Source organism: Streptomyces neyagawaensis, assembly GCF_023516595.1.
GTDB lineage: Bacteria > Actinomycetota > Actinomycetes > Streptomycetales > Streptomycetaceae > Streptomyces > Streptomyces neyagawaensis.
The window spans coordinates 92722-104257 of record NZ_JAMGBG010000103.1; the positions used below are offsets into that span (position 1 = coordinate 92722).

At 74.0% G+C, this 11536-nt stretch carries 10 protein-coding genes; 6 read left to right on the forward strand and 4 right to left on the reverse strand.

Going from position 1 to position 11536, the window contains the following annotated elements; all coding sequences use genetic code 11:
• Positions 1-159: 159 nt before the first annotated feature.
• Positions 160-372 carry a hypothetical protein gene (locus tag M8J73_RS33260; protein WP_055543224.1) on the reverse strand — a complete coding sequence of 71 codons (213 nt, stop codon included), beginning with the start codon at positions 370-372 and terminating at the stop codon, positions 160-162.
• Between the two features lie 124 nt (positions 373-496).
• On the opposite strand from M8J73_RS33260, the gene M8J73_RS33265 reads away from it, so the two are divergent.
• Positions 497-1702, forward strand: coding sequence for a bifunctional adenosylcobinamide kinase/adenosylcobinamide-phosphate guanylyltransferase (locus tag M8J73_RS33265; protein ID WP_249829446.1), 1206 nt, complete (start codon positions 497-499; stop codon positions 1700-1702).
• Here M8J73_RS33265 and M8J73_RS33270 read toward each other — a convergent pair.
• Positions 1691-2584 (reverse strand): class I SAM-dependent methyltransferase, encoded by an 894-nt coding sequence (locus M8J73_RS33270; protein WP_249829447.1) that lies wholly within the window; start codon positions 2582-2584, stop codon positions 1691-1693. The two genes, M8J73_RS33265 and M8J73_RS33270, sit on opposite strands and share 12 nt — an antisense overlap.
• 448 nt (positions 2585-3032) lie before the next feature.
• Between M8J73_RS33270 and cobT the strand changes: the two genes are divergently transcribed.
• The 3 genes from cobT to M8J73_RS33285 all read left to right on the forward strand — a co-directional run bounded on the left by cobT (position 3033) and on the right by M8J73_RS33285 (position 6977).
• Positions 3033-4154: a nicotinate-nucleotide--dimethylbenzimidazole phosphoribosyltransferase gene (gene cobT / locus M8J73_RS33275; protein WP_055537735.1), complete on the forward strand. Its 1122-nt coding sequence runs from the start codon at positions 3033-3035 to the stop codon at positions 4152-4154.
• 225 nt (positions 4155-4379) lie between these two features.
• Positions 4380-6146, forward strand: a complete 1767-nt coding sequence (locus M8J73_RS33280; RefSeq protein ID WP_055537736.1) for a phosphatidylglycerol lysyltransferase domain-containing protein — start codon at positions 4380-4382, stop codon at positions 6144-6146.
• A gap of 81 nt (positions 6147-6227) precedes the next feature.
• Complete coding sequence (locus M8J73_RS33285; protein WP_372504059.1) at positions 6228-6977, forward strand: hypothetical protein; 750 nt, start codon at positions 6228-6230, stop codon at positions 6975-6977.
• Here M8J73_RS33285 and M8J73_RS33290 read toward each other — a convergent pair.
• The gene (locus tag M8J73_RS33290) at positions 6902-7684 is read right to left on the reverse strand and encodes a hypothetical protein (protein WP_055537738.1); all 783 of its coding nucleotides are present in this window, start codon (positions 7682-7684) and stop codon (positions 6902-6904) included. The two genes, M8J73_RS33285 and M8J73_RS33290, sit on opposite strands and share 76 nt — an antisense overlap.
• A gap of 113 nt (positions 7685-7797) precedes the next feature.
• On the opposite strand from M8J73_RS33290, the gene M8J73_RS33295 reads away from it, so the two are divergent.
• On the forward strand, positions 7798-8595 hold the full coding sequence (locus tag M8J73_RS33295; protein ID WP_055537739.1) for an adenosylcobinamide-GDP ribazoletransferase: 798 nt from the start codon (positions 7798-7800) through the stop codon (positions 8593-8595).
• 54 nt (positions 8596-8649) lie between these two features.
• Here M8J73_RS33295 and M8J73_RS33300 read toward each other — a convergent pair whose 3' ends face one another.
• On the reverse strand, positions 8650-9459 hold the full coding sequence (locus tag M8J73_RS33300; protein ID WP_055537740.1) for an endo alpha-1,4 polygalactosaminidase: 810 nt from the start codon (positions 9457-9459) through the stop codon (positions 8650-8652).
• Between the two features lie 353 nt (positions 9460-9812).
• Between M8J73_RS33300 and M8J73_RS33305 the strand changes: the two genes are divergently transcribed.
• Positions 9813-11351: a leucyl aminopeptidase gene (locus M8J73_RS33305; RefSeq protein ID WP_055537741.1), complete on the forward strand. Its 1539-nt coding sequence runs from the start codon at positions 9813-9815 to the stop codon at positions 11349-11351.
• The last annotated feature ends 185 nt before the right edge of the window (positions 11352-11536 follow it).

The window sequence follows — 11536 nt, forward strand, 5'->3', positions numbered from 1 at the left end:
CGGTCCCTTGGCATCCCGTCCTGAAGGGGCTGTGCCCCTTCGACCCCCTGAGTGCGCGTCACAGCTCGGGGGTTCGCTTTCGTCGGCGGGTGCGGGTCCGTTGTGGCTTGTCGCGCAGTTCCCCGCGCCCCTGAAGGGGCGCGGGGCCGTTCCTTGCCGTTACGCCTCCTGCGCGTGGAGGCTCATCGGGCCGTAGATCTCAGTCGTGTCCTCGAAGAGGCGGACCTGGTCTGCGCCGCCCTCGAGGAGTTCCTTCCACTGTTCGCCGATCCATGACTCGGCATCCCCCTGGGTCGTGAACTCCTCGGGCTGGACCGCGGGCTGGACCTCCGTCCCGTCGGCCTTCTCGAACCGCCACGTCCATGCCGTCATGTGAGCCTCCGTAAGTACCGGCCCGGCACCGCTCACCGGCGCCGGGCAAGATCCGGTTCCCCCTGAGCCTAGTCGGACGCACAAGACCTGCGGGTGTTCCTCGGGACGCGGGAAAATCGAAGGCGTGGAACTGACACTGCTCGGCACCGGCGCCCCCGCGGGGCTTCCCCGCCCCGACTGTCCGTGCGCGGCGTGCGCGACCGCGCTCGGCGATGCCGCGCGCGGGGCGACCGCGCTGCTCGTGGACGGCACACTGCTGCTCGACCTCACTCCCGGCGCCGCCCTCGCGGCCGCGCGCGCCGGGCGCTCACTGACCGGCGTACGCCAGGTGCTGCTGTCTCATCCGCACGCCGGGCCCCCCATGGAGGTGCCGGCGGGGCTGCCGCAGCCCGGGCGGGTGCCGGACGGGCGGGAGCTGGCGCTGCTGACCGGGCACCGGGTGCGGGCGCAGGCGCTGGACTCGCCGGGCACGGGGTACGCGGTGACCGGGCCGGGCGGGCAGCGGCTGCTGTATCTGCCACCGGGGAGCGCGCCCGCAGGGTTGGAGGGGGAGGCGGTGGAGCCGTACGACATGGTGCTCGCCGATGTCCTGGGGCGGCCCGACGCCCTGGCGCGGCTGCGGGCGGCGGGTGCCGTGGGGCCGACGACCGATGTCGTCGCCGTCCATCTCGACCATGACGTGCCGCCGGGCGGCGAGTTGCCGCGCCGGCTCGCGGCGGCGGGCGCGCGCGCCGTGCCGGACGGGACGACGCTGGTGGTCGGCGCCTACGAGAACGTGCCCGATGTACCGCGTCGCACGCTTGTGCTGGGCGGGGCGCGGTCCGGGAAGTCGGTCGAGGCGGAGCGGCGGCTGGAGGCGTTCCCGGACGTGCTGTACGTGGCGACGGGCGGCACGCGCAACGGGGACGGCGAGTGGGCCGCGCGGGTCGCCGCGCACCGCGAGCGGCGGCCCGGTTCCTGGCGCACGGTCGAGACCTGCGACCTCGTCCCCCTGCTCAAGGAGGAGGACGGGCCGCCTCTGCTCATCGACTGTCTGTCGCTGTGGCTGACGGACGTCATGGACGAGGTGGGGGCATGGGACGACGCGGAGTGGGCGGGCGGTGGAGAGCGCGCGCTCCGGGCGCGGGTGACCGAGCTGGCGGAGGCCGTGCGGCAGACCCGCCGGACCGTCGTCGCCGTCTCCAACGAGGTCGGGTCGGGGATCGTGCCGGCCACCGCCTCCGGGCGCCGCTACCGGGACGAACTCGGGCGGCTGAACACGGCGTTCGCGGCGGAGTGCGAGCACGTGCTGCTGGTCGTGGCGGGCCAGGCGCTGTCGCTACGGGGCTGACGGGTCGGGCGGCGGGGCCACGGGGGCGGGTGGAAGCGCTGTGCGGCGCGCGATGATCCGGTGCGCGCGGGGCGGGAAGGGGGCGCAGGAGCGGGTGGCGACCACGTCGTAGCCCAGCGCCCCCAGTTCGGCGAGGAGGTTGCGCAGGGGCATCAGATGGAGCGGGCGGGGCCGGTCGTACGCCCTGCCCGGCCACCGGGAGCCCATGGTCAGGGTGCCGAACGGGCTTGCGGGGTCCGGCACTTCGACGAGGAGATGGCCGTCGGGGCGCAGTACCGTGCGGGCGGCGCGGAGTTCCGCGCGGGGGTCGGCGGTGTGCTCCAGGTGGTGGAACATGCTGACCACGTCGTAGCGGGCGCGCAGCCGGGCGGTGATCTCCGGGTCGGTGAGGAGGCCCTGGTACGCCTCCTCGATCCGCCCGGCCGCCCGCGCGCGTTCGACGCGCGGGGTGGGGTCGACGCCGTCGAACGCGGTGTACGGATGCACCTCGCGCGCGGCCTCCGGGAAGTAGCCGTGCCCGGTGCCGACGTCGAGCCAGCTCTCCGGCTCGGGGTACGGCAGCATCGCGCGGGCGGCGGTGCGGTGGTGCCGGCGGCGCAGCCGGCCCGCGAGGTTGGACCGGATGTGCCCCTCGGTGGGATGCCGGTGGTGGCGCAGGAGCAGCCCGTCCGCGGTGGGGCGGGGGTTCTGGAAGGCGTGGGAGCAGTCCCCGCACTCGTCCACCGCGAAGGTGCCCGGTGTGCGCCGGGGCCCCTCCGGCGCCCGCACCCGCGTCCGCAGCCACCGCGAGCCGCACCAGGGGCAGTCGTCCCGGCGCGCTTCCTGGAAGGGGTCGACACCCGGGGCGAGCGGGCCGGGGTCCGGCCGGGGGGTGGGGGGCATGGCGGCTCCTGAGGGCGAGGGAGAGTAAGCGGATATGCGAACATTCGCCTCAAAACGGTACGTAGATGATCGCGATCCGAGGCGCAATGACGTGCCCGTGGCGGGGCGACGTGCCCGTGGCGGGGCGACGGGCCGGGGGCTGGGCGACGGGCCGGGGGCCGGGCGAGTCCGCGACGAGGCGGCAAGGGCGGGGCACGGCACGCCGGGGCGGGCCGGAGGACGAGGAGCGGGGCGGGGACGGCGGACCGGGGCGAGCCCGCGGACGAGGCCCCCCGGCAGGGACGCCAGACCGAGGCAAGCCCAAGGGTGGGGGTGGGGGTGGGGGCATGCCCGCGAGTGAGGGAGCCGATGACGGGGCAGCGGGCCGCTGGGTGCGGCGGCGGGGCCGTGCGCGGTGGGTTTCGGTGTGGCGCGGTCGTGTTCGATCGCTGCCGGTACTGTTCGGCGAATGAGCTCGCTTAATCTCGACGACTTCACCGATCTGATCGAGCGCCCCGACGGCGGGGTGCGCCGCGACGCCGAGGCGCGGCGGGAGAGGCAGATCGTGCCGCCCGGGGCGCTGGGCCGGTTGGACGACCTCGGTGAGTGGCTGGCGGCGGCGCAGTCCGCCGTGCCGGTGCGGCCGATCGGCCGGGCCCGCGTGGTGCTGTTCGCGGGCGACCACGGCGTCGCCGAACTGGGCGTCTCCGCCCGACCCGCGGGCACGGCGGACCAGTTGGTGCGGGGCGTGCTCGACGGAAGCAGCCCGGTGGCGGTGCTGGCCCGGCGGCTCGACGTACCGGTCCGCGTGGTCGACCTGGCGCTGGACTGCGACCCCGGGTCACTGCCCGAGGAGGTCGTACGGCACCGGGTGCGGCGCGGCTCCGGGCGCATCGACATCGAGGACGCGCTGACCCTCGAGGAGGCGGAGGCCGCGTTCCGGGCGGGCATCGCCGTCGCGGACGAGGAGGCCGACTCCGGGACGGATCTGGTGGTGCTCGGGGACCTCAGTGTCGGCGGCACCACGGCCGCGGCCGTCCTGGTCGCCGCGCTGTGCGGGACCGACGCGTCGGTGGTGACCGGGCGGGGCGGCCGGGCGATCGACGACCTGGCGTGGATGCGCAAGTGCGCGGCCGTACGGGACGCCCTGCGGCGGGCGCGGCCCGTGCTCGGGGAGCAGTTGCAGCTGCTGGCGGCGGTGGGCGGGGCCGATCTCGCGGCCATGACCGGGTTCCTGCTGCAGAGCGCGGTGCGGAAGATGCCGGTCATCCTCGACGGGGTGGTGTCCGCGGCGTGCGCGCTGGTCGCCCAGCGGGTGGCCTTCCGGGCGCCGGACTGGTGGCTCGCCGGGCAGAACAGTGGCGAGCCGGCGCAGGCCAAGGCGCTGGACCGGATGGCGATCGAGCCGCTGCTCGACCACGGGGTGAAGGTCGGCGAGGGCGCCGGTGCGCTGCTCGCGCTACCCCTGGTGCAGGCCGCGGCGGCACTGGCCGCGGAGCTGCCGGAGCGGGAGCCGGCGGAGCCGGAGAAGACGGCCGACGACGGCGAGGCCGAGGAGAAGAACCTCGCGGAGGAGTACGACGCGACGTAGGACGCCACCGGGGCACATGCCCCACCACCGCCGGGGCACACCCCACGGTCGACGGGGCACCCCCATGCCGGGAACGGGGGCGGAACGGAACGGCCGGCTCGGCACCGCCGGGCCGTGCCACCCCGGTCACGCTGAAACGGACGGGGCGTGGCCCCGGTCGCTCCCCAGGGGCGCGGGGAACTGCGCGAACAGCCCCGCTCACCCCGTGGCCATAAGATCCCGAACATGGCCAATGCCCCAGTTTCGACACCCTCGCAGCCCGGGGGTGGTGCCGTTTCCCGGCGGGCCGCCGGGGGCGCGGTCTGGTACCTGCGGGTCGTCGCGTTCGTCAACTTCCTCGGGGCCGTGTGGGTGTCGCTGGGGCAGGACGTACGGCGGCACAACACGGACAACTACTTCACGCCGTATCTGCTGACGGCGGGGTTCGCGACCGGTGTGTTCACGACGTTCCTGGCGATCACCATGCGTCGCCGCAAGCGGGCCGCGTGGATCCTGAACATCGTCCTGGGCACGCTGTTCCTGCTGCTGTTCGTCTTCGCGATGGCCTACGAGGACATCAGACGGCACCCGCAGAACTGGGTGTCGCTCACCCTGACCGCGGCGTTCGTCGCGTCCCTGATCGTGGGACGGCGGGAGTTCTACGCCAAGGGCGACCGGTCGAACCCCCGGCTCGCGGCGGCCGTCGCGCTCGGCGGCCTCCTGGGCTGTTCGCTGCTCGCGGCGCTCCTCGTCACCGTCACCAACGAGGCGGCCGACGAGCACCTCTCGACGTTCTGGGACCGCTGGGCGTACGGGGCTCTGCGGCTGGTCTCGGTCGCCTCCGACGACTCCGACTTCGCGGGCGTCACCGCCCCCACCTGGGTGGACGTCACCATCAATGTGCTCAGCACCCTGCTGGTCCTCGCCGTGTTCTACGCCGCCTTCCGCTCCCGCAGGGCCGTCGACCCGATCACCGAGGACGACGAGAACAGACTGCGGGCCCTGCTGGAGCGGCACGGCGACCGGGACTCCCTCGGCTACTTCGCGCTGCGGCGGGAGAAGAGCGTCCTCTGGTCGCCGACGGGCAAGGCGGGCATCGCCTACCGGGTGCTGGGCGGTGTCTCGCTGGCCTCCGGCGACCCGATCGGCGACCCGGAGGCATGGCCCGGCGCCATCGGGCCGTGGCTCGTCGAGGCCCGGGTGCACGGATGGATCCCGGCGGTGATGGGCGCGGGGGAAGAGGCCGGGACCGTGTACGCGCGGCACGGGCTCGACGCGCTGGAACTCGGGGACGAAGCCGTTGTCGACACCGCCGAGTTCACCCTCGACGGGCGGGCCATGCGGAGCGTACGGCAGGCGTACAACCGGGTCCGGCGAGCCGGGTACACCGTGCGGATCCGGCGGCACGCCGACATCCCGGACGACGAGATGGCCGCTCTGCTGCAACGGGCCGACGACTGGCGGGACGGGGCCACCGAGCGCGGGTTCAGCATGGCGCTCGGACGGCTCGGCGACCCGGCGGACGGGCAGTGCGTGATGCTGGAGTGCGCCGACGAGCGGGGTGAGCTGCGGGCCCTGCTGTCCTTCGTGCCGTGGGGACCGCACGGGCTCTCCCTCGATCTGATGCGACGGGACCGCGACGCCGACAACGGGCTGGTGGAGTTCATGGTCATCGACCTCCTCCAGCGGGCCGAGGAGATCGGGATCACGCAGGTCTCGCTCAACTTCGCGATGTTCCGATCGGTCTTCGAACGTGGCGCGCGCCTCGGCGCGGGACCGGTTCTGCGGCTGTGGCGGTCGCTGCTCAGCTTCTTCTCGCGCTGGTGGCAGATCGAGTCGCTGTACCGGGCCAACGCCAAGTACCGGCCCATCTGGGAGCCGCGGTTCCTGCTCTTCGAGAAGAGCGCGGACCTGCCGCGCATCGCCGTCGCCGCGGCCCGCGCGGAGGGCTTCCTGGAGGCGCCGGGACTGCCGAAGTGGCTGCACCGCAGACACCTGGAGTCACGCCGGTGACCGCGTAGGGGGACGGGCGTCCGGCGACGGACGCGCGGGCACCCGCGTCGGGACCCGGCGTACGGAACAGACGCACGGGACATGGGGACGAGGACGTACACAGATGCGGGCCGGCGGATGAACGGGGTGGCCCGGGCGGCCCGCGCCGAATGGGGGCCGTTGTACGACACCGTGCGCCCGGCCCTGGCACGCCGACTGCGGGCCGCCCCGATGACCGTCGCCGCCGTCGGTCTGGCGACCGTCGTCCACCTCGTGCACCGGCAGCCCTGGGGCTACGGATTCATCGAGGCCGTGGGCGCCGTACGGGCCGAGGACCCGCTGTGGCTGGCGCTGCTGCGGACCCCGCTCTCCCTGTTCGTCCCGGCGCTGGACCTGCCCGTGTGGGGTGCGCTCGCGCAGATCCTGCTCGTGTTCGGGATCGCGGAGATCTGCCTCGGGAAGCGGCGGACGCTGGCCGTGGCGTCTCTGGCGACGCTGGCCGGCACGCTGTACGCGCGCGTGGGCATCGCGCTCGGCCCGGACGTCCCCTTCGTGGGGCTGCCCGCCTCGGACGCCCAGGTCGTCGACACCGGGCCGTCGGCGGCCGTGGTGGGCCTCGCGGTGTTCCTCGGGTGGCGGTTCCGGGCGTACGTCACGGCGGGCGCGGTCGTCGTGGCGATGGTCGTCGAGGTGCTGGTCAAGGAGAACCTCGCGGGCAAGGAGCACCTGGCGGCGATCGCGGCCGTGCTGGCGCTGTGCGGGCTGCTGGCCGTGCGTCAGCGGCGTTCCGCCCGGTCGGGCGGGGGCGCCGGCCCGGAGGGCAGGTCCGGGGTGCCTCCGATCCAGTCCTGAAGACGGCGGCTCGGGCCCGACCAGCGGCGGTCGTGACGGTAGAACCGCAGCAGGGCCCTGGCGCGGGCGCGCGGACGGCGGCGGTAGAAGCGGCGGGCCCAGGCGGAGGTCGGGCGGGCCAGGCGGACGGCTCCGACGACGGCGATGATCGGGATGACCACCCCGAAGATCGCCGTGCGGGCCTTGCCCTTGCTGAGGGCGACCAGGGCGATGAGGAAGTTCGTGCCGATGGTGAGCAGGGCGGCGCCCCGGTCCTGGAGTTCCTCCTCGCTGAGGTCGTTGACGCCGAACGGCAGGAAGCCGCTGAGGACGAGACCCACCAGGGCCGCCGTCAGCACCACCATCTCCACGCTCTTGCGGCCCTCCTCCGACCAGTACACGTCGTCGAGGTGCAGGATCAGCGCGAACTCGTCCAGCACCAGCCCGGCGCCCATGCCGAAGATCACGGCGGAGAACAGCGAGCCGAAGCCGTGCCCGGTGGAGGCCACCGAACCGAAGCCGCCGGCGACGGTGAGGAGGACACCGGGGACGACATGGTGGATGTGGACGCCGCCGCTGCCGCTGATGTTGCGGAAGGGGCCCTTGCCGGCCCGGATGAGACGGGTGATGAGCCGGGTGATCAGGAAGGTCAGGACGAACGCGGTGAGCGCGAGGAGCAGCGGCAGTTTGCCCGGCTCGATGATGTTCCGTTCCCACCAGTGACCCATATGGGCACTTTATGTGGATACACAGGGACTGCCTCGCGCAGTGCTGCCGTTCGGGCCTTCCCCGCCCCTTGGGCGCCGTTCCCGCCTCAACGGCCGCCGGGTAGCCTGCGCCGGTGTCCACGACCCCGGCGTCCGCGCCCACCCTCTCCGACGGCCTGCGTTTCGCCTTCGGCACCCTGACCGTGCTGCCGGTGCGGGTGCCCCGGTGGGACCGCGACGCCGCGCGTGTGGGGATGCTGTGCGCGCCCGCCGCCGGGCTGGTGGTCGGCGCCGCCGCGGCCGCGCTCGGCGGGCTGCTGCTGTTCCTGGGCGCGAGCCCCCTGCTCGCCGCCGTGGCCGGTGTCGCCGTACCGGCCGTGCTCACCCGGGGTCTGCATCTGGACGGGCTCGCGGACACCGCCGACGGGCTGGGCAGCGGCAAGCCCGCCGAGGACGCGCTGCGGATCATGAAGCAGTCGGACATCGGTCCGTTCGGCGTCATCGCCCTCGTGCTCGTCCTGTTCGCCCAGGTCGCCGCGCTCGCCGAGGCGTACGGGGAGTCCTGGGCCCTGGGCACGGTCGCGGCCGTCGTCGCGGCGACCACCGCACGGCTGGCCCTGACCCTGGCCGCCCGCACCGGCGTTCCGGCCGCCCGGCCCGAGGGCCTCGGGGCCGCGGTGGCGGGGGCCGTGCCGGTGCGGGGCGCGGTGCTGGTGGCCGCGGTCGTGGGGTGCGCGGCGGCGGGCGCGGGCGCGCTCCTCGGGCCGTACGACCTCGCCCGTACGGTGCTCGCGGTCGTCCTCGGCTGCGTCACCGCCGAGTCGCTGCTGCGGCACTGCACACGACGGTTCGGCGGGGTGACCGGCGATGTGTTCGGAGGGCTCGCGGAGACGGCGGCGACGGCGGCCCTGATCGTGTTCACCCTGGGGTGAGCCCGAGGGCAGCCGTCGGGTGGCCGCCGGTGGCCGGCCCGCCGTGCGCCGGGGTCAGCAGGCCTTGCGCCACACCCCCAGCTCCCACTTCTTGAGCAGGGAGCTCAGGCGCAGCCGCCGGGACTCGGGGCAGAAGTCGTCCGTCTCCATCTCGTACTCGACGTGGAAGACCGCCTTGTCCGCGTCGATGAAGGGGGTGAGGGTGTCGCACTCCTCGTACTGGGCGCACTGTTCGTTGACCGCGAAGTCGAAGTCGTCGACGAGGGCGGGGATCTGGTCGAGGTCGTTCTTCAGGCCCACGGCCAGGCCCCGTTCGTGGGCGAGGCGGGCGACGAGACGGTTGTAGCGGAGCTGGTCGGCGGCCTTCAGGGGGAAGCCGGTCCGGTTGCGGTAGCCGTCCATGTTGTCCGGCTCGACCGCGTCGAAGCCCTTCTCCGCGCACATGTCGATCCGGGCGGCCATCAGCGGTTCGAGGACGTCGAGGCGGCGGATGTCGAGCCAGCGCTCCCCTTCCCAGCCGTTGCCCCTGCCGATCACCGACTCGGGGAACTCGTCGGCGTCCGGACGCCAGTCCTCCCAGGCGCCGGTGGACAGGTAGCAGATGACCTTGCGGCCGTCGTCGTGGAGGCCGGCGACGGTGTCCGCGGAGTGGTCGAAGCCGTCGATGTCGTACACGGGGACGTCGACGGAGGTGTCCAGGCGCCCGCTCAACTGCCACTGCCAGTCCGTGCCGGGCTTCGGCCGCCACCGGTCGCCCGCTCCGGGGCCGGGGTCCGCGCCCGGCTTGTCGTCGGGGGCGGCGGCGCAGCCCCCGACCAGCAGGAGCAGGGTCAGCAGGGCGCTGCGGGCGGGGGCGCGTCTCATCGCAAGGGCTCCAGGGCGGGCGGCAACGTACCCCAAGGATGATCGCGGACCACGTCATCGAGCGGTGCGGCAGGGCCCGTTCGCGGCCCGCGACCACCGCCCGCACGAGTGACCGACATCGGCTTCGCGCGACAAGGGTTCCCCCTATGCCGAAGTCATGGGGATCTCCCTGCATGGGCCGGGCGGAAAGTCAGGGAGGCTGGTGGCAGCGAACGCCGTCCGGCCGGCCGGTGCGGAACCGGCCCCCGCGCCCCAGATCCGACGGACCGAACAAGGGCCTAGGCTCGTGCCCGGCACGTCGACCCGATCCGTTCGGCTACCCAAAACTCAATCGGAAGCGAGATTTCACCACCGTGACTGCTCTCACTCTCAGCACCGCCGCCGCGTCCGGCCTCCGCGCCGACGCGATCGTGGTCGGTGTCGCGAAGGGCGCCAAGGGCCCGGTCGTTGCCCCGGGTGCCGAGACCGTGGACAAGGCGTACGACGGCAGGCTGGCCGGTCTGCTGGAGACCCTCGGCGCCTCGGGCGCCGAGGGCGAGGTGACAAAGCTGCCCGCCCCGTCCGGCTTCAAGGCGCCGCTCGTGGTGGCGGTGGGCCTGGGAGCGGAGCCCGACAAGGACGGCTCGTTCGGCGCGGAGGCGCTGCGCCGGGCGGCCGGTGCCGCGGCCCGTGCCCTGGCCGGCTCGAAGAAGGCGGCGTTCGCCCTGCCGCTCGCCGACACCGACGCCGTGGGTGCCGTCGCCGAGGGCGCGCTGCTCGGCGCGTACTCCTTCGACACCTACAAGGAGAACGGCCGTCAGGCCAAGGACGCCGCCAAGGCGAAGAAGGGCAAGGCGCCGCTCGCCGAGGTGGCCCTGCTCGGCGCCAAGCCGCGCGACCGCGCCCACAAGGCCGCCGTCGAGCGCGCCGTCGCGGTCGCCGAGGAACTCAACCGCGCCCGCGACCTGATCAACATGCCGCCGAACGACCTCGACCCGGCGGCGTTCGCCGCGATCGCGCAGGGCGCCGGCAAGGAACACGGCATCAAGGTGACCGTGCTCGACGAGAAGGCGCTCACCAAGGGCGGCTACGGCGGCATCCTCGGCGTCGGCGCGGGCTCCGCGGCCACGCCCCGGCTGGTGCAGCTGACCTACACCCACGCGAAGGCCACCAAGCACCTGGCGTTCGTCGGCAAGGGCATCACCTACGACTCGGGCGGCATCTCCCTCAAGCCCGCCGGGCACAACGAGACGATGAAGTGCGACATGAGCGGCGCCGCCGCCGTGTTCGCCGCGGTCGTCGCCGCCGCGCGCCTCGGCCTGGAGGTCAACGTCACGGGCTGGCTGGCCCTCGCCGAGAACATGCCGTCCGGCACCGCCACCCGGCCGGGTGACGTGCTGCGCATGTACAGCGGCAAGACGGTGGAGGTGCTGAACACCGACGCCGAGGGCCGGCTGGTGCTGGCGGACGCGCTCGCCAAGGCGTCGGAGGACGCGCCGGACGCGATCGTCGACGTGGCGACGCTGACCGGGGCGATGATGCTGGCGCTGGGCAACCGGACGTTCGGCATCATGGCGAACGACGACGCGTTCCGCTCCGCGGTGCACGAGGCGGCCGAGGAGGTCGGCGAGGCCGCGTGGCCGATGCCGCTCCCGGACCACCTGCGCAAGGGCATGGACTCCCCCACCGCCGACATCGCGAACATGGGCGAGCGGTACGGCGGCGGCCTCGTCGCCGGCCTGTTCCTGAAGGAGTTCGTGGGCGAGGGCATCACGTGGGCGCACCTCGACATCGCGGGTCCGGCGTTCAACGAGGGCGGCCCGTTCGGGTACACCCCCAAGGGCGGTACGGGGTCCGCGGTGCGGACGCTGGTGCGGCTGGCCGAGCGGGCCGCCGCGGGTGACCTGGGCTGACGTCCGCCCGCCGGCTCGATCATCGGGGCGCGGGCGACCGCCGGGCCGGCTGTGGCCGGTCGCGCGGTCGCCCGCGCCCCTTCGCCGTTCGACCCGTCACATGTGAGCGTGTGGTGTCTCACACCCCGGCCCGGCGTCTCGTTCCCTCCCGACAAGTGCGAAGATGGGCGTCGGCAGGACAGGGC

Bases quoted from the DNA above. Each gene is read 5' to 3' on its own strand.
- M8J73_RS33260 (WP_055543224.1), bottom strand. From the start codon at position 372: ATGACGGCATGGACGTGGCGGTTCGAGAAGGCCGACGGGACGGAGGTC.
- M8J73_RS33270 (WP_249829447.1), bottom strand. From the start codon at position 2,584: ATGCCCCCCACCCCCCGGCCGGACCCCGGCCCGCTCGCCCCGGGTGTC.
- cobT (WP_055537735.1), top strand. From the start codon at position 3,033: ATGAGCTCGCTTAATCTCGACGACTTCACCGATCTGATCGAGCGCCCC.
- M8J73_RS33280 (WP_055537736.1), top strand. From the start codon at position 4,380: ATGGCCAATGCCCCAGTTTCGACACCCTCGCAGCCCGGGGGTGGTGCC.
- M8J73_RS33285 (WP_372504059.1), top strand. From the start codon at position 6,228: ATGGGGACGAGGACGTACACAGATGCGGGCCGGCGGATGAACGGGGTG.
- M8J73_RS33290 (WP_055537738.1), bottom strand. From the start codon at position 7,684: ATGGGTCACTGGTGGGAACGGAACATCATCGAGCCGGGCAAACTGCCG.
- M8J73_RS33300 (WP_055537740.1), bottom strand. From the start codon at position 9,459: ATGAGACGCGCCCCCGCCCGCAGCGCCCTGCTGACCCTGCTCCTGCTG.